Source organism: Streptomyces sp. NPDC042201 (assembly GCF_055582185.1).
Map to the genome: position 1 here is coordinate 19,805 of NZ_JBVJDS010000012.1, position 21,392 is coordinate 41,196.

The following is a 21,392-nucleotide window of genomic DNA, read 5'->3' on the forward strand; positions in this document are numbered from 1 at the left end:
GCCGAAACCGGACCGGGAGCGGTGGCCCTCAGCCGTCGGACGGCTCCGGAATCGGCGCCCCCGCGCCGCCCACGCGGACGCGCGGGTCACCCGCGCGCAGTTCCACCGTCAGTACGCCGGAACGGCCCATGTCCTCGCCCTGGTGCAGGGTGAGCACCGACTCGTCGGGTACGGCGCCGAGTTCACGGGCGTACGCACCGAACGCCGCCGCCGCGGCCCCCGTCGCCGGATCCTCGACGACCCCGCCCACCGGGAACGGGTCGCGGACATGGAACACGGCGGCGGACGCCCGCCACACCAGCTGAACCGTCGTCAGATCAAGCCGCCGCATGAGCGCTTCGAGACGGTCGAAGTCGTACGAGAGGTCGGCGAGCCGGGCCCGGCTCGCGGCGGCGAGGACGAGATGGCGGGCTCCGGCGAAGGCGATACGGGGCGGCAGGGCCGGGTCGAGATCGGCCGCCGGCCAGCCGAGCGCGGCGAGGGCCTCCCGTACGTCCTGCTCGTCGACGCCGGTCACGTACGGCTCGACGCTGGTGAGGGTGGCGCGCAGCACCCCGTCCGTCTCGGTGACGGTCACCGGCACGGTCCCGGCGCGGGTCTCGAAGACCAGCTCACCGGGGCCGGCCCGGTCGGCGAGGGCGACGGCGGTGGCGACCGTGGCGTGGCCGCAGAAGGGGACCTCCGCCTTGGGGCTGAAGTACCGGATGGTAAATGCCCGGCCCGGCTCGCCGAGCCCCTCGGGCGGCGCGGTCAGGAACGCGGATTCGCTGTATCCCAGCTGCGCCGCGATCGAGAGCATCTCGTCGTCACCGAGCCCGGCCGCGTCCAGGACGACACCGGCGGGGTTGCCGCCCCGGGGATCGCTGGAGAAGGCGGTGTACCGGAGGACGGCGGCGGGCGCGGCGGGGCCGGGCGCGGCGGAGGTGTGCGGGCTCATGCCTGGGCCAACGGCGCCGCCGCCCGCGCGCATTCCCGGGCGTCAGCCCCGGCCCACGAACGGCATCGCCGTCGCCAGCACCGTGGCGAACTGGATATTCGCCTCCAACGGCAGCTCCGCCATGTGCAGCACCGTCGTCGCCACATCGGCCGCGTCCATCACCGGCTCCACCGCCAGCTCCCGGTTCGCCTGCGGAACCCCCCGCCGCATCCGCTCCGTCATATCGGTCGCCGCGTTGCCGATGTCGATCTGGCCGCACGCGATGCGGTAGCGACGGCCGTCCAGGGAGAGCGACTTGGTGAGCCCGGTCATGCCGTGCTTCGTGGCCGTGTAGGCCACCGAGTCCGGGCGGGGCGCGTGCGCCGAGACCGAGCCGTTGTTGATGATCCGGCCGCCCTGCGGATCCTGCGCCTTCATCATCCGGAACGCCGCCTGGGCACAGAGGAACGTGCCGGTCAGATTGGTGTCCACCACCTTCCGCCAGGCCGAGTACGGCAGGTCCTCCAGCGCCATACCCCCGGGCCCGAACGTGCCGGCGTTGTTGAAGAGCAGATCGATCCTGCCGTACCGCTCACCCACCGCCGCGAACAGCGCGTCGACGTCCTCCGGGAGCGACACATCGGTCCGTACGCACAGCGAGTCACCGCCCGCCGCGCGCGCCGTCTCCTCCAGGGTTTCCGTGCGCCGTCCCGCCAGCACCACCGACCAGCCCGCGCCGCTCAGCGCCCGTGAGACCGCCCGTCCGATGCCCGAGCCCGCCCCTGTCACCACGGCGATCTTCCGGGGGGTGTCGATCTTCCGCATGGCATTCATGGCGACGCAGCGTACGTGAGATACAACTGTGCGCACAGCACCCGGACCTCATCCGTCCGCCATGTGCATGTTGTGTACCCGACAACAGGGCGCCGCCGCCCCCGACTGCAATAGCCCGGGACAGCCGTCGTCAGGGGAGGGGCACATGACACACCGCCACGCACAGGGCACCCACGCACCCGAGCTCAGGGCCGCCGCCGCGCACCTCGGCCGCCGCCGCTTCCTCACCGGCACCGCGGCCGCCGCCGCGCTCGCCTTCGCCGTCAACCTGCCGTCCTTCGGCGTCGCGAGCGCCGCGGAGCTGGACGCCGGGAAGATCACCGAGGACCCGTTCACGCTCGGCGTCGCCTCCGGCGACCCGCGCCCGGACAGCGTGCTGCTCTGGACCCGGCTCGCGCCCCGCCCGTACGAGGCGGACACCGGCCTGCCCGCGAACCGGGTCTCCGTGCGCTGGGAGCTGGCCCACGACGCGGGCTTCACCCGGATCGCCAGGCGCGGCCGGGCCGACGCCCACCCCGAACTGCACCACAGCGTCCATGTCGCCGTGGAGGGGCTGGACTCCGGCCGGGTGTACTACTACCGCTTCCGCGCCGGTACCTGGCTCAGCCCCGTCGGCCGCACCCGTACCGCCCCCGCCCGCGACGCCCGGATCACGGCGCTCACCTTCGCCGCCGTCTCCTGCCAGGCGTACCACGACGGCTACTTCACCGCGTACAAGCACCTCGCGGAGGAGGACCTCGATGTCGTCTTCCACCTCGGCGACTATCTGTACGAGTACGCCGTGACCGCGGTCGGCGGCGCCCGCGGCTACACCGACCGCCGGCTGCCCGCGCACTACAACCGCGAGACCGTCACGCTGGAGGACTACCGGCTGCGGTACGCCCTCTACAAGTCCGACCCGGACCTGCGGGCCGCGCACGCCGCGCACCCCTTCGTCGTCACCTGGGACGACCACGAGACCGAGAACAACTACGCGGGCGGCACCCCCGAGAACGACGTACCGCCGGAGGAGTTCCTGCTGCGCAGGGCCTCCGCCTACCGCGCGTACTGGGAGAACCAGCCGCTGCGCGCCCCGCAGCGGCCCACCGGCCCGGACATGCGGCTCTACCGCCGGCTGGACTTCGGGCGGCTCGCGCGGTTCGACATCCTCGACACCCGGCAGTACCGCTCCGACCAGGCGTACGGCGACGGCTGGCAGGTGCCGGGCCCGGAGTCCGAGGACGCGTCGCGCACGATGACCGGTGAGGCCCAGGAGCGGTGGCTGCTGGACGGCTGGAAGAACTCCACGGCGACCTGGAACGTCGTACCGCAGCAGGTGACCTTCGCCCGGCGCCGCAACCTTCCGACGGAAGGCTTCAAGCTGTCGATGGACGCGTGGGACGGCTACCCGGCCTCCCGGCAGCGCCTCCTGGACGGCGTCGAGGCGGCCGGGATCGAGAACTTCATGGTGCTGACCGGCGACGTGCACACGGGTAACGCGTACGACCTGAAGAAGGACTGGAACGACCCGGAGTCGCGCACCCTCGGCACGGAGATCGTGGCGACCTCCATCGCCAGCGGCAAGGACGGCGCGGACAAGCCGGCCGACTGGGCCACGCTCATGGCGGCCAACGCGCACATGAAGTTCTACAACGGGCGGCGCGGCTATGTGACCGTGGCGCTCGGCGACGCGCAGGCGCGGGCGGACTTCAGGACGGTCTCCGCCGTCACGACGCCCGGCGCCCCGGTCACGACGGTGGCGTCCTTCGTGACCGAGGCGGGCCGTCCTGGCCTCGAACCGGCCTGACATCCGCCCACCGGGCCGTGTCCCCGCGAAGAGCGACCGGGCAGGGCCTACGCGTCCACGGGGAAGCGGACGCCGATGCGGTCCCGTACCGCGTCGAGCGTCCGCATCACCGCGAGGGTGCCGTCCAGCGGCACCAGCGGGGATTCCGGCTCGCCGGCCCGCAGACAGCGCATCACCTCGGCCGCCTCGTGCTGCATCCCGTGCAGTCCGCTCGTGGCCGTGAACTCCTCGGGCTCGGCGCCGTCCCGGTGCAGGACGAAGCGCTCGGGGTGGAAGAAGCCGGCCGGGACCTCGATGCGCCCCGCCGTGCCCGTCACCGCCGCCGTCACCGGGGTGCCGGCCGTCACCGAGCAGGTCAGCAGCGCGGTCGCCCCCGAGTCCCAGCCCAGCAGCATCCCGGTGTTGAGGTCCACACCCTCGGGCGAGAGCAGCGCGTCCGCCTGGACGCGGTCGGGCTCGCCCAGCAGCAGCTGGGCGAAGGACACCGGATAGACCCCGAGGTCGAGTACGGCGCCGCCGCCGAGGGCCGGGTCGCGCAGCCGGTGGTCGGGGGCGAAGGGGCCCTGGAGGCCGAAGTCCGCCTGGACGGTACGGATATCACCGATCGCGCCGTCCCGGACCAGCTCCACCATGCGGCGGATCACCGGGTTGCAGTACATCCACATGGCTTCCATCAGGAAGAGGCCCCGGTCCCGGGCGAGCGAGACCAGCTCCCCGGCCTCCCGGGCGTTCAGCGTGAACGCCTTCTCGCACAGCACCGGCTTTCCGGCGGCGAGGGCCAGTCCGGCGGCGGCCCGGTGGGCGGAGTGCGGCGTGGCGACGTATACGACGTCCACCTCCTCGTCGGCGACGAGCGCGGCCCACTCGCCGTACGCCCGCGGGATCCCGAACCGGCCGGCGAACTCCTTCGCGCCGGCGTCACTGCGCGAGGCCACCGCCACGACCTCGGCGTCCGCCATCTCCAGCACATCGGCCGTGAACCGCGCGGCGATCCCGCCCGTCGCCACGACGCCCCAGCGCACGGCTCGGTCCTGTGCCACCTGTCCCGCTGTCATAGCTGCCTCATTAATGGGTCTCGACCACTCCGGCTGAGCTGAGAGCATAGGTAAGGATTCGACGACATGGAGATACGGATGCCGGACGGCGGCCAGACCACTCAAGGACGCGAAGGACACATACGGCCCGAGCAGCGCCGCTCGGCACAGATCCCGGGGCAGCGGCCGGCCCCCGCACAGGCTTCCCCGCAGGAGCGGGTGGCCGCCGCCAGGGCGGCCGGCACCCCCACGACAGACACCGCCCCCGTGGCCGCGGCACGCCGCGTCGGGCTGCTGGTCACGCTCATTCTCGGCGGGCTCACCGCACTGCCCCCGCTCTCCATGGACATGTACCTCCCGGCCCTGCCCGAGGTCACCAGCGCGCTGAACTCACCCGCCGCGACCGTCCAGATCACGCTCACCGCCTGCCTCGCGGGCATGGCGCTCGGCCAGATCGTCGTCGGACCCATGAGCGACAAATGGGGACGGCGCAGACCGCTGCTCCTCGGCATGGTCGTCTATGTCATCGCCACGGCCATCTGCGCCCTGGCCCCCACCACCGAACTTCTCATCGGCTTCCGGCTCCTGCAGGGCCTCGCCGGCGCGGCGGGCATCGTGATCGCCCGCGCGGTGGTGCGTGACCTGTACGACGGCGTGGAAATGGCCCGCTTCTTCTCCACCCTGATGCTGATCTCCGGCGTCGCGCCGGTCATCGCGCCCGTGATCGGCGGACAGGTGCTGCGCCTCACCGACTGGCGGGGCATCTTCGTCGTCCTCACGGTGATCGGCGCCGTCCTCACCTTCGTCGTCTGGAAGTGGCTGCACGAGACGCTGCCGCCCGAGAAGCGGCACAGCGGCGGCGTCGGCGAGGCGCTGCGTACGATGCGCGGACTGCTCGCCGACCGGGTTTTCACCGGCTACACGCTCGCGGGCGGCCTCGCCTTCGCCGCGCTGTTCGCGTACGTCTCCGCCTCACCGTTCGTGGTGCAGGCCATCTACGGCGCCTCACCGCAGACCTTCAGCCTGCTCTTCGGCATCAACTCCGTCGGACTGATCACCGTCGGCCAGATCAACGGCAAGGTGCTGGTCGGCCGGGTCAGCATGGACCGGGTGCTGGGCTTCGGGCTCCTCGTCATCACGCTCGCCGCGCTGGCGCTGCTGCTGATGACCAGCGGGGTGTTCGGCCGCGTGGGGCTCTTCCCGGTCGCGGCGGGGCTGTTCGTGCTGATGTCCGCGATGGGTCTGGCGATGCCCAACACCAACGCCCAGGCGCTGATGCGGACCCCGCACGCCGCGGGCTCGGCCTCCGCGCTCATCGGTACGGCGTCGTTCCTGATCGGCGCCATCGCCTCGCCGCTCGTGGGTATCGCGGGCGAGGAGACGGCGGTCCCGATGGCCGTCGTCCAGCTGGTGTGCGCGCTCGGTTCGCTCGGCTGCTTCCTGGGTCTCGTACGCCCCTGGGAGCACCGGCGGGCCATGGAGCAGCGGCCCGTCGCCTGACCCCACCAGGTCCTGCCCGGCAGGGATTCAGCCGCGCTGCGCGTACCCGATCAGATGCAGCGTGTCGTTCGTGTCCGTCCAGCGGAAGAGGCCGACCCCGGTGGCCTCCCCGCTGGGCAGCCGGACATTGGGGGCGAGGGCCTTGGGCGTCCCGGCGGTGAGGTCCACCGTGACCGGGGTGCCACCGCCCGCCAGGGCGTCCGCCGCGCTGCGGGCGCCCGTCGCGCCGTAGGCCGTGCCCTGGTCCGTCACGGTGGTCAGCGTCAGCGGCTTGGTGCCGTCCGACTCCTCGAAGCAGTAGGCGGTCTTGGTCTCCACGGCGAAGGCGAGCCTCCCGGCGATCAGATAGCGACCGTTCGGGGAGACGACCAGCCGCGGATCGGTGCCCGGCGCGATAGCCGGTTTACGGCACCGCACCTGGGCGACGGTCTTGCCGGTCGTCGCGTCGTGCAGCGCCCACACCTCGTGCGTGGCGGCGTCCTTGGCGCCCTTCTTCCGCTGCCACTTGGCGAGGACGTAGCCGGGCGCCGTCGAGGTCGGCACCCCCGAGGTGGGCTCCGTGTCCTTCGGCGCGACCTTCCGGCTGAACCAGCCGCCGCGCACCCAGAACTCCCTGGCCCCGCTGACCAGCAGCCCCTTGTCGGTCACCCCGCGCACCTCGGTCAGCCTGCGGCATTCCGTACAGCCCTTGGGGTAGCCGAGCGTGCCCGGCGGGGCCTTGACCACATCACCGGTCGCCGGGTCGACGACCGCGCTGGTGGCCTTGGAGTCGGTGATCAGGATGCCGGGGCCGGTGGCGGTGACGGTCGGCGCGTCGGTCCAGGGGACCTCGACCCGCCGCCAGGAGCCGTCGGAGACGCGGTACACATCGAGGGAGACGATGGAGTCCGAGTGGGTCAGCACGTCCGCCTTGAGCTTTCCGTACGACCAGGTGACGAAGTACTCCTGACCGCCCTTGGCGACGGACAGCAGCCGGGGGAAGCGGTCGGGGGAGAAGAGCGGCCGCCAGGGCGCGCCGTCCCAGCCGCGCTTGCCGGTCGCCGGGTCCAGCGTCCGCAGCCGGAACTGGACCTCGTCGACGCGCTGGAGATAGGCGAGACTGCCCGCGGCGGTGGCGACGGCGTACTCGGGGGAGGCGCCGATGATCTCCCAGCCGTGCTGGGTGTCGTACGAGGGCGGGACGGTCAGCTGTGTCGCCGGCGCCGCGCTGTTCCGCACGGGCTTCTTGGGCGGGCCGTCACCCTTGTCGTCCTTGCTGTCGCCGCTTCCGCCGCAGGTGGCGAGCAGAAGCAGCAGCGCCAGCACGATCACGCCCGCCACCAGGGACACGCGTACGACCCTCTGTCTCATGGTCCCCCTGACAGCTGCTGCCGAACAACGATCGTCAGCGTAGCAACTGCGCCCAGGCACTCAGCAGTTCGATCGGTGGTACGGGGCCGGGGAAGCCTCCCGGCCCGCTCCAGGCCGCGAGGGGCACTAGAATTCTGCGGTGAACGCCACTCTCCCCACCGCCGACGCGCTGCGCGCCGCGCTCGCCGGACTGCTCGACGGGCTGCCGCCCAAGCAGGCCGCACAGGCCGTCGAGCGGCTGATCGCCAACTACCGCGGGGCCACCCCCACGGACGCGCCCGTGCTCCGGGACCGGTCCGATGTGGCCGCCTACGCCGCCTACCGGATGCCCGCGACGTTCGAAGCCGTACGAGCCGCGCTGGACGGCCTGGCCGTCGCCGCGCCCGACTGGGTGCCGGGCAGCCACCTCGATGTGGGCGGCGGGACCGGCGCCGCGGTCTGGGCGGCGGACGCGACCTGGGCGGAGCCCCGTACCACCACCGTCCTGGACTGGGCCGAGCCCGCGCTTACCCTCGGCCGTGAGCTGGCGGAAGCCTCCGGGGCCCCCGGGCCGCGCGCCGCCGAGTGGCGGCAGGCCAGGATCGGCGCGGCGCTGAAGCTGCCCGAGAGCGATCTGGTGACGGTCTCGTACGTACTGAAGGAACTGGCCGAGCGGGACCGCGGCGCGCTCGTCGCCGAAGCCGCACGGGTCGCCCAGGCGGTGGTGATCGTGGAGCCGGGCACTCCCGACGGCTATCTGCGCGTCATCGAGGCCCGCGACCGGCTGATCGCGGCGGGGCTGCGGATCGCGGCGCCCTGCCCGCACGACGGCGCCTGCCCGATCGAGCGGGGCACCGACTGGTGTCACTTCGCGGCGCGGGTCAGCCGGTCCTCGCTGCACCGTCAGGTGAAGGGAGGCACGCTGCCGTACGAGGACGAGAAGTTCAGCTATGTCGCGGCGGTGCGCTTCGAGGCGCGGCCGGCGGTGGGCCGGGTGACCCGGAAGCCACAGATCCGCAAGGGGCAGGTGCTGCTCGAACTGTGCACCGTGGACGACGGACTGCGGCGGGAGACGGTCGCCAAGCGGCACGGCGCGCTGTACCGGGCGGCGCGCGATACGGCGTGGGGCGACACCTGGCCGCCCCCGCCTGATGCGGTCGACTGAACCCGGGACAGGGGGGCGGCTGCTGAGCCATTGCGCGTCTCGCTCACCTTCTGACGGCGTGCGCTGCTGTGATGGCCCGCACGCCGGGCACGGGCGGGCCGGTGCGCCACTACTACTCCTGGAGCTTCTCCCGGATCGCGATCAGGGCGGCCGACACGTACTCCTCAGTGCTCGTCTTGTTGAGGCCGAGCCCGCTGAGCACGCCCTCGCCGTCCTCCTGCTCCAGCAGTGCCAGCAACAGGTGCTCCGTGCCGACGTAGTTGTGGCCCAGCCGCAGCGCCTCGCGGAAGGTGAGCTCGAGGGCCTTCTTCGCCCGGGCGTCGAAGGGCACGAGGTCGGGCACGGGCTCACCGGAGGGCTCCGGCAGCGCCTCGGCCACGGCCTCCCCGACCGTCTCCAGCTGTACGCCCTGGGCGACGAGCACCTGTGCGGCCAGCCCCTCCGGGTCGTTGAGCAGGCCGAGCACGATATGCCCTGTGCCGATCTGCGTGTGACCACCTTCGCGGGCCTTGTTCTGGGCCGCGACGACCACGCTCCTGGCCCGCGGGGTAAACCTGCCGAAGTCCTGCTTCGCGTCGGGCGCCGGCTCGTCTTTCGTCACGAACCGCTTCTGGACGGCCTGCCGTGTGACGCCCATGGACTTGCCGATCTCGGTCCACGAGGCGCCGGAGCGGCGGGCCTGGTCGACGAAGTGGCCGATGAGGTGGTCGGCCACTTCGCCGAGATGGTCAGCGGCCACGACAGCGCTCTGGAGCTGATCGAGGGCGTCGCCGTGCACCTTCTTGATCGCCTCGATGAGGTCGTCGAGGCGTACGGGATTATTTATCTGAGTCGGTTCCACCATGAGGCAACCCTAGGTTGACAGTCGATTCCTGTCAACCCGTGGTTGACATCACGGTAGGGGGTTCGGCGGCCGTAGGGGCTGTGGGCCGCTCGGCCTCGCCCATCTAAGGCCGCAGCTCCTGGGTGCAGCACTTCACGCTGCCGCCGCCCTTGAGCAGCTCCCCGAGGTCCATGCCGAGCGGTTCGTACCCCCGCTCGCGCAGCGGGGTGAAGAGCCCGGCCGCGGCTTGCGGCAGCAGCACATGGCGGCCGTCGCTCACCGCGTTCAGACCGAGCGCCGACGCGTCCGCCTCGTCGGCGATGAGCGCGTCGGGGAAGAGCCGGGCGAGCACGGCCCGGCTGCCGGGGGAGAAGGCGCCGGGGTAGTACATGATCTCGTCGGCCGTGTCGTCCAGCACGGCGAGGGCCGTGTCCAGGTGGTAGTAGCGCGGATCGACGAGATCCAGGCCGATCACCGGGCGGCCGAAGAACTCCTGCGCCTCGTCGTGGGAGAGCGGGCTGGAGCGGAAGCCGCGCCCGGCCAGCAGATAGGACGCGGTGACGGCGAAGTCGCCCTCGCCCTCGTTGATGTGTGCGGGCTCGTGGATCTCGGTGTAGCCCTGGGCGCGGAACCAGGCGAGATGCGCCTCCGCCTCGCGCGTACGTTCCTGATGGGCGAAGCGGGCGCCGAGCACCCGGCCGTCGATGACCGTGGCGCCGTTCGCGGCGAACACCATGTCGGGCAGATCGGGGCTCGGCTCCAGCAGCGAGACGGTGTGGCCGAGAGCGAGATAGCGGTCCCGGAGGTCTTCCCACTGGGTGAGGGCGAGCGGCAGGTCCACCGGCTTCGCCGGATCCATCCAGGGATTGATCGAGTACGTCACCCTGAAGTGGTGCGGGGGACACATGAGATAGCGGCGGGGTGAGGCATCACGAGGCAATGAGGGCTCCTCACGAGCGGCAGTACGCACGACGTGTGCGTGGAAGCCATGGTCCGCTCTGCGGAGCCGCTGCGCTGTGATCCGTTCGGGTGATTCCTGCGGACCGTTTGACTTTGCCGAGACGATACGTCTCGCCTTGCCCCATGGGTAGAATGGGAGCCATGGCCGATACCAGGGCACCCGACTCCACCCGGCGCAGTGAGCGGTCGCGCCGCGCGATCTATGAGGCGGCCCTCGCGCTGGTCGGCGAGAGCGGTTACGCGAAGACGACGATCGAGGGCATCGCGGCCCGCGCTGGCGTCGGCAAGCAGACGATCTACCGCTGGTGGCCCTCCAAGGGCGCCGTCCTGCTGGAGGCCTTTCTCGACCTCGGCGACCAGGCGGCGCGGGCGGCGGCCGAGGACGCGGCGCCCGAGGGGGAGACCGCGTATGAGATCCCCGACACCGGCGATCTGGAGGCCGATCTCAAGCTGGTCCTGCGTGCCACGGTCGACGAGATGAACAACCCCAGGTACGAGGTGCCCTACCGGGCGCTGGCCGCCGAGGGGATCGTCAACGCGGAACTGGGCGCCGAATTCACGGCGAAGCTGCTCGAACCGCAGCTCCAGCTCTATGTGAAGCGGCTGCGCGCCGCCCAGGACTCCGGCGGCGTACGGCAGGGCCTCGACCTCCGTACCGCCCTGGAGCTGCTGACGGGACCGGTCGCCCACCGCTGGCTGCTGCGGACGCTTCCGCTGACGCACGCGTACGCGGACGCCGTCGTGGAGTACGCGCTGTACGGCCTGGCGCCGCGGCGCTAAAGCGGGGCTTGAGCGCCACGGCGTTGAAGCCTCGCTTTCCGAGCTGAATCCTGGCTTCCGGTCTGAACCTTTGATTCCGGTGGGGGCGCGGTGGGGGCGCGTGGAGGCATATGGGGCGGGTGTGGCGAACGCCATCAGCCCTCTGTGCCGGAATGGCCGCTTCATATCGCCACATACGCCGCAATAGCCATCGGAGCGGCGGACGGGCCCTCGTACCCCGGTTGGGGAGCACGGCCACCCGAGGAGCAGGATGGTGCGACCATGGAAGTGTCCGCAGGGGCGAGCGTGAGGTGTGAGGGGATAGATGGGCGACGATTTCGGCCGCTACCGCGGCACGGAGAGCAGGATTCCCCAGTGGCTGCGCAGGCGTCCCAAGAAAAGCGCCGGTGACTCCGCGCTCGACGCGGACGTGGCCGGCCGGGAGGCGCTGCTCCTCGCCGTCGCCGCCGCCGGTATGCCCATCGCGCCCGCCGCGCACCCGGTCGGCTATCGATGTTCCTGTGACCGCATCGGCTGTCCGACCCCGGCCCGGCACCCCATCTCCTTCGCCTGGCAGACCCAGTCCACCACCGATCGCGCACAGATCGAGCGATGGGCCCTCAACCAGCCCGAGGCCAACTTCATCACCGCGACCGGCATGATCCACGACGTCCTCGACGTCCCGCTCGAAGCGGGCAGCCGCGCGCTGGAGCGGCTGCTGGAGCAGGGCATCGACGTCGGCCCCGTCGCCGACTCCGGCGGCGACCGGATGCTCTTCTTCACCGCCACCCGGGGCACTCCCGATGACGAGGACGAGTGGTGGCCCTGTGAGCTGGACTGCCACCCCGAGACGATGGACGAGCACCCGGGGCTGCGCTGGCACTGCCGGGGCAGCTATGTGCTCGTACCCCCGGCCCGGCTCCCCGGCGAGCTCGCGCTGCACTGGCTGCGCGGCCCGGAACACCCGCTGCCCGACCCGCTGACGCTGCTGGAGACCCTGACCGACGCGTGCGCGCGCTACGCCGGGGAGAACGGCGAGCTGGACCCGCACGCGGTGGCCTGGCCGCTCGGCCGCTGAGAGGCTGAGCGGGGAGCCTGCGGCCTTGAGGGGTTCACCCTCAACCCCGCGGCCCCCGCCCGGCGCCCGTCCGCCCTGCTACGACCCCTTCGCGGCCGTGACCCCCTGGAGGCGGCCCGCCACCTCCACCGCCGGGGTGTCCGCGCCGGCGCGGGGGACCAGCACCACCTGGCTGGAGACCCACTCCTTGGTGAGCGTGTTCTTCACCTCGCCGGTCATCAGCGCCTTCACGTCCGGGCTCACCTGAGGGCGTACGTCCTTCGCGCCCGTCTGGCGTTCGAAGTAGCGCGTGGCGAAGAAGACCAGCGCGTCGCCGTCCTTCGTCAGCAGCCCCAGTGGTGCGAAGTCGCCGTCGGTCAGCGGCCGGTCGATGTACTGCGTGGTGAGACCGGGCAGCTGTGCCTTCTGCGCGCGGCTGTCCCGCCACGCGGTCGTGTGCGGTCCTTCCGCGAAGTGCTCCGGCTTGCCGCTTCCCAGATACGAGACGAACTCCGCGCTGAGATCCTTCGGCGCCACCGACAGCGCCTCGCTGTCCGGCTTCACCGCCTCGCCCCAGCCGTCCTTGTCCGTCTTGAAGACCGGGACGTCGTCCGGGGCGAGGATCGTCAGATACGGGACCTTCCACTTCTGGTCGGGCCCGTTGCGTACGAAGACCAGCACCCAGCGGTTGTCCTGCGGGCCGCTGTCCTGGTCGCGGTTGCTGTCGGTGTCCGCGACGAACCAGCGCGGCCAGCCCGCCTTCCGCGGGATCGTGAACTTCGCATCCGCCAGTTCGAGCGGCTGATGCCGGGGATTCCCGTCCGGGCTGGTGATGCTCCGCGCCTTCAGACCCGCCTGGTTGATCGCGCCGAGCGCGCCGGTGACCCGGTCCGCGTCGAGCGCCGGATCATAGGCCTTGTCCGCCTTGTTGTAGGCGTCGGTGAAGTCCTTGAGCGCCCGCGCGGCCTCACCCCGGTCAGCCGACGGTACGACCGCCAGCTCCCCGTGAACCGTCACGCACCCGCTCGCCGTCAGGGACAGCACCGTCACCGTCGCGAGCCCCGCCGCTGCCCGAATCGGCCTTCTCAGCCTGCTCATCGGTCGCCTTCTGCTCCTTGACCCTCACTGACCGTCCGAACCCTACCGGGGCCAGGAACAGAGCGAGCGTCGGGATCAGATACAGGCACCACACAATGACCTGAAGCACCGTCGGGTCCGGCTGGAAGTTGAAGACACCCTTGAGGAGCGTGCCGTACCAGCTGTCCGGCGGGATCGTCGAGCTGATGTCGAAGGCGCGGTCGGCCAGACCGCCCAGGAAGCGCGCCTCCTGGAGGTCGTGGACGCCGTACGCGAGCACGCCCGCCGCGACGACCACCAGCATCCCGCCGGTCCAGGTGAAGAACTTCGCCAGATTGATCCTGAGCGCGCCCCGGTAGAAGAGCCAGCCGAGCACGACCGCGCTGGCGATGCCGAGGAGCACACCGATCAGCGGCGCGTGGGTGCCGTCCTGCGAGGCACGCACCGACGCCCAGACGAACAGCGCCGTCTCCAGACCCTCCCGGCCCACCGCCAGGAACGCCGTCGCGACCAGCGCGCCCGTGCCCATCTGGAGCGCCGCGTCGAGCCTGCCGTGCAGCTCCGTCTTCAGGTGCCGCGCCGTACGCCGCATCCAGAAGACCATCCAGGTCACCAGGGCCACCGCGAGGATCGACAGCGAGCCGCCGAGCGCCTCCTTGGCCTCGAACGTCAGCTCCTGCGAGCCGAATTCGAGCGCGCAGCCGAAGCCGAACGCGACGGCGACCGCGACCGCGATACCCATCCAGATGGGCCGCAGCGCGTCGCGCCGGTCCGTCTTCACCAGATAGGCGACCAGGATGCAGACGACGAGACTGGCCTCAAGGCCCTCGCGCAGACCGATCAGATAGTTTCCGAACACGTCGGAACTCCTTTTCGAGGATCAGGAGATCAGGGCCCGGCCCCACCAGTCGTCCGTGTCCCGGACGCCCGGCGGGACCGCGAAGACCGCTGAACCCACGTGCTGGATGTACTCGTTGAGCGCGTCGGAGCGCGCCAGGGACCGCTGTACGGGAATGAACGCGTCCCGTACGTCGCGCTGGTACGCCAGGAAGAACAGCCCGGCGTCGAGGCGGCCGAGACCGTCCGTGCCGTCCGTGAAGGAGTAGCCGCGGCGCAGCATCATGGCCCCGTGGTGGGAGTCCGGATGCGCCAGCCGTACGTGCGACGTCGGCAGCATCGCCTTCAGGCTGGGCTTGTCGTGCTCGCGTGCCTTGCCGACCGCCGCGCCCTCGCCCTTGTCCCGGCCGAAGACGTCCTCCTGCTCCTGGAGGGACGTACGGTCCCAGGTCTCGATCCGCATCGAGATCCGGCGGGCCACCAGATAGGAGCCGCCCGCCATCCAGGAGGAGCCGTCCTTCTCCGTCGCCCAGACATGCCGGGAGAGGGCGTCGGTGTCGGTGCCCGCGATATTGCTGGTGCCGTCCTTGAAGCCGAAGAGATTACGGGGGGTCTGGGCGCCGGGCGTCGTCGACGACGTCTTGCCGAAGCCGAGCTGCGACCAGCGCACCGCGACCTTCCCGAAGCCGATCCTGGCGAGGTTGCGGATCGCGTGCACCGCGACCTGCGGATCGTCCGCGCACGCCTGGACGCACAGATCGCCGCCGCTGCGCGCCGGATCGAGATTGTCGCCGGGGAACGCGGGCAGGCCGACCAGCGCCGCAGGACGCTGCTTCTCCAGTCCGAACCGGCCCTGGTCGAAGAGCGAGGGCCCGAAGCCGACGGTCAGGGTGAGCCGGGACGGCTTGAGGCCGAGCGCCTCGCCCGTGTCGTCGGGCGGGGCCTCGGCGAGACCGCCGTACGCGCCCTCGCCGACCGCGTGTCCCGCCGTCATCCGCTCGGCGGCCCGGGTCCAGTCCTTGAGCAACTGGACCAGTTCGGCACGGTCCTTCGTCGTCACGTCGAACGCGGCGAAGTGCAGCCGGTCCTGGACGGCGGTGGCGATACCCGCCTGATGCGGGCCGTGGAAGGGGACGGCCGCGCCGGATTCGGCGGCGGGCCCGGCCGTGTCGCCGTCCCGCACGGCCGCCACGGCGCCACCGGCCGCGGCGGCGCCGAGCGCGAGCCCGGCACCGCCCCAGCCGAGCAGCGAACGGCGGGAGGGGACACGGGGCGCCGGGGTGTTACCGGCCGCCGCCGTGCTCTCCGCTGTTTCGTCGGACATGAAGTTCGGGATCCCTTGTGTGGCGGCTACGTGACGACTACTTGACGACGGCCGCGGCGAGCTTGGAGAGCGGCTCGGCGAGCGCGTTCACGCCGTCCGAGAGCTCCTTGCGCTGCGGCTTGCCCACCTTCTCGTACGAGGTGAACTCGTAGGAGTCCGGGGCGTCGCGGTACTGGTCGAGCAGCGTGTTCAGCGCGGCGAACTGCTTGTCCAGCTCGGTCACCAGCGCCGGGTCGTTCTTCGAGGCGATCGGCTTGAGCAGCTCGTACGACTGCTGCGCGCCCTCGACGTTCGCCTTGAAGTCGACCAGGTCGGTGTGGCTGTAGCGCTCCTCCTCGCCGGTGACCTTGCCGGCGGCGACCTCGTCCAGCAGTTCCTTGGCGCCGTTGGCCATGGAGGTCGGGGTGATCTCGGCCTTGCCGACCCGCTTCTGCCAGTCCGTCAGGTCCTTGTCGAGCGCGTCGGCCAGCGCCGTCGCGTCCGGGCCGAGCTTCTTGTCCTGCCAGAGAGCCTTCTCGAGGCGGTGCCAGCCGGTCCACTTCTGGCCGGGCTCCAGACCGTCGGCGCGCACGTCCACCTTCGGGTCGATGTCGCCGAAGGACTCGGCGACCGGCTCGGTGCGCTCCCAGCCGATGCGGGACGGGGCGTACGCCTTCTTGGCGGCCTCGAGGTCACCGGCGCGCACGGCGTCGGTGAACACCTTCACCTTCGGCAGCGTCTCGTCGGCCTGCGCCTGGACGTAGGTGCGGTACGCGGCGACGGCGGTGTCCATCTCCGGGCTGCGCTTGACGGCCGTGCCGCCGGTGACGGTGACCTTCTGGCGGATGCCCTCGCCCTTCATGCCGGGCTTGCAGGCGATCTCGTACGAACCGGCCTTCACCTCGGCGGTGACCTTCGCCTTCGTGCCGGGGCCGATGTTCTCCCGCTCCGTGACGATCCGGTCGTCGGGGAAGAGGACGTAGACCTCGGTGACCTTGGAGCCCTTGTTCTCGACGGCCAGTTCCACATGGCCCGCGGGGAACTCCTTCTTCGACACCTCGCAGGAGTCGTCCTTCGCGATGACCTGGACGGCGCCGTCGCCGGCCGTGGCGTCGCTCTTCTCGGCGCAGCCCGTGACGGCGGTCAGGGCGGCCACAGCGGCGGCAGCGGTGACGACGGAGAGGCGGGCAGGTCGCATGAAGGGCTCCACGAATGGATGGAATACGGAACTGAGGCGGCCCTAACTTAACCGAGCCTTACCTTAGGAGCGCCCGCCCGTTCAGTGATTCAGATCTCACTCCCACCCCCCGGACACGGCGAGATCACAGCGACCCATCGAACGCCCCATGGGATGGTCAAGGAGAGGTCAAGAGGGCCGTTTCGGGACCACCAGCGGGGCGCCGGTCCGTGGGTGCGGGAACACCTCGACGGGCTGCCGGTAGACCCGGCTCAGCAGGTCGTCGCGGAAGATCTCGGCGGGCGGTCCCTCGGCCGCGATCCGTCCGTCGTGCAGCACGGCGGTCCGGTCGGCGTGGGCCGCGGCGAGCCCCAGATCGTGCAGGACGACCACGACGGCGTCGCCCGCGGCCGCGCGCTGCCGGCAGATCCGCAGGACCAGTTCCTGATGGCGCAGATCGAGCGCCGCGGTCGGCTCGTCGAGGAGCAGCAGCGGGGCGCGCTGGGCGAGGACCCGGGCGAGAGCGACCCGGGCGCGCTCACCGCCGGAGAGCGCGGAGAAGGGGCGCGCGGCGAACTCGGTGACCTCGGTGGCCGCCATCGCCTCGGCGACGGCGCTCCCGTCCTCGTCCTCCAGAGCGGTCCCGGCCCACGGCGCCCGGCCCATCCGTACGACCTCGGCGACCGGGAAGGGGAAGGAGAGCGTGGCGGCCTGGGGCAGTACGGAGCGGCGCAGGGCGAGTTCGGGCGCGGACCAGTCGTGCGCGGGGCGCCCGCCGATCCGTACCTCACCGCGGTCGGGACGCAGATCGGCGGCGAGCGCGGCGAGGAGGGTCGACTTGCCCGCCCCGTTGGGCCCGACGAGCGCGAGCACCTCACCGGCGCGCGCGACGAGATCGATTCCGGAGAGCACGTCGCGCTGCCCGAGGCGGACCCGCAGGCCGCGGACCTCGGCGACGGGAGCGCCGGGACGGGCGGGGGAGGGGAGCGCGCGTCCCCGCGCGGCGAACAGATTCTTGAAGCTCACGCCCAACCACCTTGCTTCCGACGGGTTCTGCGCAGCAGCCAGAAGAAGAAGGGGCTGCCGAAGAGGGCGGTGAGGACGCCGAGGGGGAGTTCCGCGGGGGCGGCGACCGTACGGGCCGCCAGATCGCCCGCCACCAGGACCAGCGCGCCGCCGAGCGCGCTGCCCGGGACCAGGAAGCGATGGCCGGGGCCGTTCGCCATCCGCAGCAGATGCGGCACCAGCAGACCCACGAACGTGATGATCCCGGCCACGGCGACCGCCGCCGCGGTGAGCAGCGCGACGACCAGGACGAGCAGGACACGGAGCCGCTCGACGTCCACGCCGAGGTGCCTGGCCGGCCGTTCGCCGAGGGCGAGGAGGTCCAGCTTCCGTGCCGAGAACGGTGCGACGGCGAGACCGGCCAGCGCGCACGGCAGTACGGCGAGCACCTTCGGCCAGGTCGCCTGTGCCAGCGAACCGAGCTGCCAGAAGGTGATCTGCGTGAGCTGCGCGTTGTCGGCGAAGAAGATGAACAGCCCGATGAGCGCTCCCGCGAACGCGTTCACCGCGATACCGGTGAGGATGAGCGTGACCACTTCCGTACGGCCGCCCGAGCGGGACAGCACGTACACCAGCACCACGGTCACGAGACCGGAGACGAACGCGCAGACCGTCACCGTCCAGTTGCCGAAGAAGGTCAGTCCCAGCGCGATCGAGGCCACCGCGCCGACGGCCGCGCCCGACGAGATCCCGATGACGCCGGGCTCGGCGAGCGGATTGCCGAACACGCCCTGCGTCAGCGCGCCCGCGCAGCCGAGCGAGGCGCCGACGAGGAGCGCGAGCACGACCCTCGGCAGCCGGACGTTCCACAGGACGCTCTCGCCGACGCGGTCGAGCGCGGCGCCGCCGAGGCCGGTCCGGTGCTGGACGGAGGAGAGGACGTCCCCGAGGGGGATGTGGTAGGCGCCGACGCCGGCCGAGAGCAGGCAGAGGACGACCAGCGCGCCGAGCAGCCCGCCGGTGAGGAGGGCGGTGCTCCCGGGGAGCCGTCTGCCACCGGGGGCGGGCGCCGCGTCCACTGCCGGGCCGCCAGTCGGGTCGGCAGTCGGGTCCGGGGAGGAGCGCGGCGCCGGCGAGGTGGGTGTCGTCGTCACGTCACTTCCCGTTCGCGTACAACTGGCCGACGATCGACTTCAGCACCTGGTCCGTGCGCGGACCGTAGTTCAGCAGCACCCCGTCGTCGACCGAGACGACCCTGCGGTCCATCCCGGCCGGCGTCTCCGCGACCCCCGGGATCTTCACCAGGCCGGCCGGCCCGCCCACCGATCCAAGTCCCTTGGTCATCACCAGGATCGCGTCGGGAGCGGCCTTCGCCAGCGCCTCACTCGTGATCGCCGTGAAGTCCTTCGTCAGCCCCGACTCCTTGCCCGCGTCGACCGCACCGGCCGCCTCCAGCAGAGAACTCGCCCCCGAGTCGCTGCCGCCGAGCAGATAGACCGAGGCCGAACCGCGCAGATAGAGGAAGGCGACGCGCGGCTCGCGGCCGTCCTCGTGCGCCGGAATGTCCTTCTGTACGGCGGCGATCCGCTCCTCCGTACGGTTCTTCAGCTCGGTACCCGCCGCCGTGACGCCCAGCGCGGCGGCCACCGCGTCGATCCGTGTCCCGACGTCGGCGAGGCTCTTCGCCGGTTCGACGACGACCAGCGCGATGCCCGCGTCCCGGATCTGGCCGATGGCCTCGGCCGGCCCGGTGGAGGTGTCGGCGATGACCACGGTCGGTCTGAGCGACAGCACGCTCTCCGCCGAGACGTCGTGCGCCCTGGTCACCACCGGCAGCTTCGCCGCCTGCGCGAAGGTGGCGGTGATGTCCCTGGCCACGACCTGGTCGCCGAGGCCCAGGGTGAAGACGATCTCGCTGAGTGAGCCGGTCAGCGGCACGATCCGGTCGGCCGAGGTGACCTCGACCTTCCTGCCGTCCGCCGAGTCCACGGTGACGGGCAACCGCGGCCGGTGCGTGGTCGTGAGGGGCTCCACCCGGTCGGCGGGGGCCGCGGCGTTCTGTGGGGCGGCCGCGTTCGTACGGCCGGGGTCGGCGCCGGGGCCGCCGCCGCAGCCGGTGGCGGCCAGGGCGAGGGCGAGCACGGAGAGAAGCGCACCCGCCAGACGTGATCTGCGCACGGAGTGCACCGTCCTGTCCTGTCGTTCTATCCATCGTTCTACGGGGTTTTGTTGAGGTTTCTGTGCCGGAAGGGTTCCGACATAAACCAGGGATATCTTAGGTTAGCCTTACCTTGCTTGCTAGCCCCTGGGTAGCTCGGAGCCCGGTTCGTTCAGACATGGGGAGTGACTTCATGCCGTCCTTCAGACCCGTGCGCGCGTTCGCCGTCGCGCTCCTCCTGGCCCTGCCGGTGGCCCTGCTCCCGGCGGCCGGCGCGCAGGCGGCGAACCGCACGGTGCAGGGCGGCAGGCTCGACTGGGGCATCAAGTCCTCGTTCCAGAGCTATGTCACCGGGCCGATAGCGCAGGGCAGTTGGAGCCTCACCGGGGGCGCCGCCACCGTGGGCGGCAGCCAGTTCCGGTTCCACTCGGCCACCGGCTCGTACGATCCGGGCACCGGGGCCTTCCGGGCCGGCTTCTCCGGCGGCGTCCGCTTCGTCGGCCACAAGAAGGCCGGCGGATCGTATGAACTCGACCTCACCATCAGCCGCCCCACCGTGCGGACAGCCGGCGGCCGCGGCACCCTCTACGCGGACATGACCAGCAAGGCGAAGGGGTCGGGCAGGATCACCACGGCCGCGCAGGTCCCGCTCGCCGCGCTCGATCTCTCCGGCATCGACATGGCGGGCGGCGGCAGCCCGGTCGCCCTCAACAACGTCCCGGCGACGCTCACTTCCCAGGGCGCCACCGCCTTCGCCGGCTACTACACGGCCGGTACGCCGCTCGACCCGGTCAGCCTCTCCGTGGATGTCGCGGCGGCGAAGAAGCCCGCGGGCAAGCCCGCCGGGAAGCCGGCCGCGAAGCCCACGGCCACGACGGGCGGACAGGTCCGGGGCGCGTTCCAGGACGCGGCCGTCGACTGGGGCGTACGCCGCACCTACCGCGAGTACGTCACCGGCTCCATCGCCCAGGGCGAGTGGACGCTGAGCGGCGGCGCCCAGGACGGCGGCGCGCTGTTCCGCTTCCCCCGCGGGAAGGGCTCGTACGACACCACCGGGCGGACGCTCGACGCCGCCTTCGCGGGCAGCGTCCGCTTCACCGGCAACGGCCTGGACCTGACGCTGAGCAAGGTCGTGGTCCGGGTGAAGGACGGCAAGGGCACGCTGTCCGCCGATGTCGCCGTCGGCGCGGGTGGTACATCGCGCAAGGCCGTGCCCCTCGTCACCTTCGCGGCCAAGGACTTCACGCCGAAGAACGGGCTCGCCTCGGTCACCGAGGCTCCCGCCACGCTGACGTCGCGGGGCGCCCAGGCCTTCGGCTCCCTCTACGCGGCCGGCACGGAGATGGACCCCGTCTCGCTCGCCGTCGCCGTCGACAAGAAGGCGTCGCTGCCCGCCCTGCCCGACCTGGGCAGCGACGCCTCGCCCTCCGCGCAGCCGAAGGCCGCGACCACCACCGGCAGCCCCACCGGGCCGGCCACCGACGCCGCGTCGTCCGTCTCGTCCTCGTCGGGGGCCGGTACGGGGACGTACCTCGCGATCGGCGCGGGCCTGCTCGTCGCCGCGGGACTCGCCGTCCACCTCGCCCTCAGGCGCCGCGGCGCCGCCGGGTCCGACGGCCACTGACCCCCACGCATTCCGCGCACGCGTTCCGTGCGCCCACTTCGCGCATCA

Annotated in this window: 19 protein-coding genes; 6 read left to right on the forward strand and 13 right to left on the reverse strand. The window is 71.7% G+C overall.

Annotation, left to right across the window (positions count from 1 at the left end):
• Positions 1-28: 28 nt before the first annotated feature.
• Positions 29-937, reverse strand: coding sequence for a PhzF family phenazine biosynthesis protein (locus ACZ6MZ_RS26555; RefSeq protein WP_469354802.1), 909 nt, complete (start codon positions 935-937; stop codon positions 29-31).
• A gap of 42 nt (positions 938-979) precedes the next feature.
• A complete protein-coding gene (locus ACZ6MZ_RS26560) occupies positions 980-1,750 on the reverse strand; it encodes an SDR family oxidoreductase (RefSeq protein WP_384192288.1) in 771 nt (256 codons plus the stop codon).
• Positions 1,751-1,895: 145 nt separating this feature from the next.
• On the opposite strand from ACZ6MZ_RS26560, the gene ACZ6MZ_RS26565 reads away from it, so the two are divergent.
• A complete protein-coding gene (locus ACZ6MZ_RS26565; RefSeq protein ID WP_469354805.1) occupies positions 1,896-3,536 on the forward strand; it encodes an alkaline phosphatase D family protein in 1,641 nt (546 codons plus the stop codon).
• A 47-nt stretch (positions 3,537-3,583) separates the two neighbouring features.
• On the opposite strand, the gene ACZ6MZ_RS26570 is transcribed toward ACZ6MZ_RS26565, so the two are convergent.
• The gene (locus ACZ6MZ_RS26570) at positions 3,584-4,591 is read right to left on the reverse strand and encodes a Gfo/Idh/MocA family protein (protein ID WP_384192294.1); all 1,008 of its coding nucleotides are present in this window, start codon (positions 4,589-4,591) and stop codon (positions 3,584-3,586) included.
• Positions 4,592-4,657: 66 nt separating this feature from the next.
• Between ACZ6MZ_RS26570 and ACZ6MZ_RS26575 the strand changes: the two genes are divergently transcribed.
• A complete protein-coding gene (locus tag ACZ6MZ_RS26575) occupies positions 4,658-6,070 on the forward strand; it encodes a multidrug effflux MFS transporter (protein WP_469354806.1) in 1,413 nt (470 codons plus the stop codon).
• A 27-nt stretch (positions 6,071-6,097) separates the two neighbouring features.
• Here the strand turns inward: ACZ6MZ_RS26575 and ACZ6MZ_RS26580 are convergent, their stop codons facing one another.
• Positions 6,098-7,420, reverse strand: a complete 1,323-nt coding sequence (locus tag ACZ6MZ_RS26580; protein WP_469354807.1) for a hypothetical protein — start codon at positions 7,418-7,420, stop codon at positions 6,098-6,100.
• Positions 7,421-7,559: 139 nt separating this feature from the next.
• Here ACZ6MZ_RS26580 and ACZ6MZ_RS26585 point away from each other — a divergent pair, with 139 nt between their 5' ends.
• Positions 7,560-8,564, forward strand: a complete 1,005-nt coding sequence (locus tag ACZ6MZ_RS26585) for a small ribosomal subunit Rsm22 family protein (RefSeq protein WP_469354809.1) — start codon at positions 7,560-7,562, stop codon at positions 8,562-8,564.
• A 112-nt stretch (positions 8,565-8,676) separates the two neighbouring features.
• On the opposite strand, the gene ACZ6MZ_RS26590 is transcribed toward ACZ6MZ_RS26585, so the two are convergent.
• Entirely contained in the window at positions 8,677-9,408 is a 732-nt protein-coding gene (locus ACZ6MZ_RS26590) for a Clp protease N-terminal domain-containing protein (protein ID WP_469354811.1), read from the reverse strand.
• A gap of 103 nt (positions 9,409-9,511) precedes the next feature.
• A complete protein-coding gene (ddaH, locus tag ACZ6MZ_RS26595; RefSeq protein ID WP_384192305.1) occupies positions 9,512-10,357 on the reverse strand; it encodes a dimethylargininase in 846 nt (281 codons plus the stop codon).
• Positions 10,358-10,488: 131 nt separating this feature from the next.
• Here ddaH and ACZ6MZ_RS26600 point away from each other — a divergent pair, with 131 nt between their 5' ends.
• Entirely contained in the window at positions 10,489-11,127 is a 639-nt protein-coding gene (locus tag ACZ6MZ_RS26600) for a TetR/AcrR family transcriptional regulator (RefSeq protein WP_469354814.1), read from the forward strand.
• Between the two features lie 304 nt (positions 11,128-11,431).
• Positions 11,432-12,184, forward strand: coding sequence for a bifunctional DNA primase/polymerase (locus ACZ6MZ_RS26605; RefSeq protein WP_384192310.1), 753 nt, complete (start codon positions 11,432-11,434; stop codon positions 12,182-12,184).
• Positions 12,185-12,262: 78 nt separating this feature from the next.
• On the opposite strand, the gene ACZ6MZ_RS26610 is transcribed toward ACZ6MZ_RS26605, so the two are convergent.
• The 7 genes from ACZ6MZ_RS26610 to ACZ6MZ_RS26640 form a co-directional block, all read right to left on the reverse strand.
• On the reverse strand, positions 12,263-13,252 hold the full coding sequence (locus tag ACZ6MZ_RS26610; RefSeq protein ID WP_469354982.1) for an SCO2278 family lipoprotein: 990 nt from the start codon (positions 13,250-13,252) through the stop codon (positions 12,263-12,265).
• A complete protein-coding gene (gene efeU, locus ACZ6MZ_RS26615) occupies positions 13,140-14,099 on the reverse strand; it encodes an iron uptake transporter permease EfeU (RefSeq protein WP_469354817.1) in 960 nt (319 codons plus the stop codon). The genes ACZ6MZ_RS26610 and efeU overlap by 113 nt, the downstream gene beginning before the upstream one ends.
• A 21-nt stretch (positions 14,100-14,120) precedes the next feature.
• Complete coding sequence (gene efeB, locus ACZ6MZ_RS26620) at positions 14,121-15,401, reverse strand: iron uptake transporter deferrochelatase/peroxidase subunit (RefSeq protein ID WP_389945818.1); 1,281 nt, start codon at positions 15,399-15,401, stop codon at positions 14,121-14,123.
• Positions 15,402-15,438: 37 nt separating this feature from the next.
• Complete coding sequence (efeO, locus tag ACZ6MZ_RS26625; RefSeq protein ID WP_469354820.1) at positions 15,439-16,578, reverse strand: iron uptake system protein EfeO; 1,140 nt, start codon at positions 16,576-16,578, stop codon at positions 15,439-15,441.
• Between the two features lie 168 nt (positions 16,579-16,746).
• Entirely contained in the window at positions 16,747-17,583 is an 837-nt protein-coding gene (locus tag ACZ6MZ_RS26630; RefSeq protein WP_389788325.1) for a heme ABC transporter ATP-binding protein, read from the reverse strand.
• Positions 17,580-18,716 carry a FecCD family ABC transporter permease gene (locus ACZ6MZ_RS26635; protein ID WP_469354823.1) on the reverse strand — a complete coding sequence of 379 codons (1,137 nt, stop codon included), beginning with the start codon at positions 18,714-18,716 and terminating at the stop codon, positions 17,580-17,582. The genes ACZ6MZ_RS26630 and ACZ6MZ_RS26635 overlap by 4 nt, the downstream gene beginning before the upstream one ends.
• Position 18,717: 1 nt before the next feature.
• On the reverse strand, positions 18,718-19,740 hold the full coding sequence (locus tag ACZ6MZ_RS26640; RefSeq protein WP_389788322.1) for a heme/hemin ABC transporter substrate-binding protein: 1,023 nt from the start codon (positions 19,738-19,740) through the stop codon (positions 18,718-18,720).
• Between the two features lie 173 nt (positions 19,741-19,913).
• Here ACZ6MZ_RS26640 and ACZ6MZ_RS26645 point away from each other — a divergent pair, with 173 nt between their 5' ends.
• Complete coding sequence (locus tag ACZ6MZ_RS26645) at positions 19,914-21,344, forward strand: HtaA domain-containing protein (RefSeq protein WP_469354825.1); 1,431 nt, start codon at positions 19,914-19,916, stop codon at positions 21,342-21,344.
• Positions 21,345-21,392: the final 48 nt, after the last annotated feature.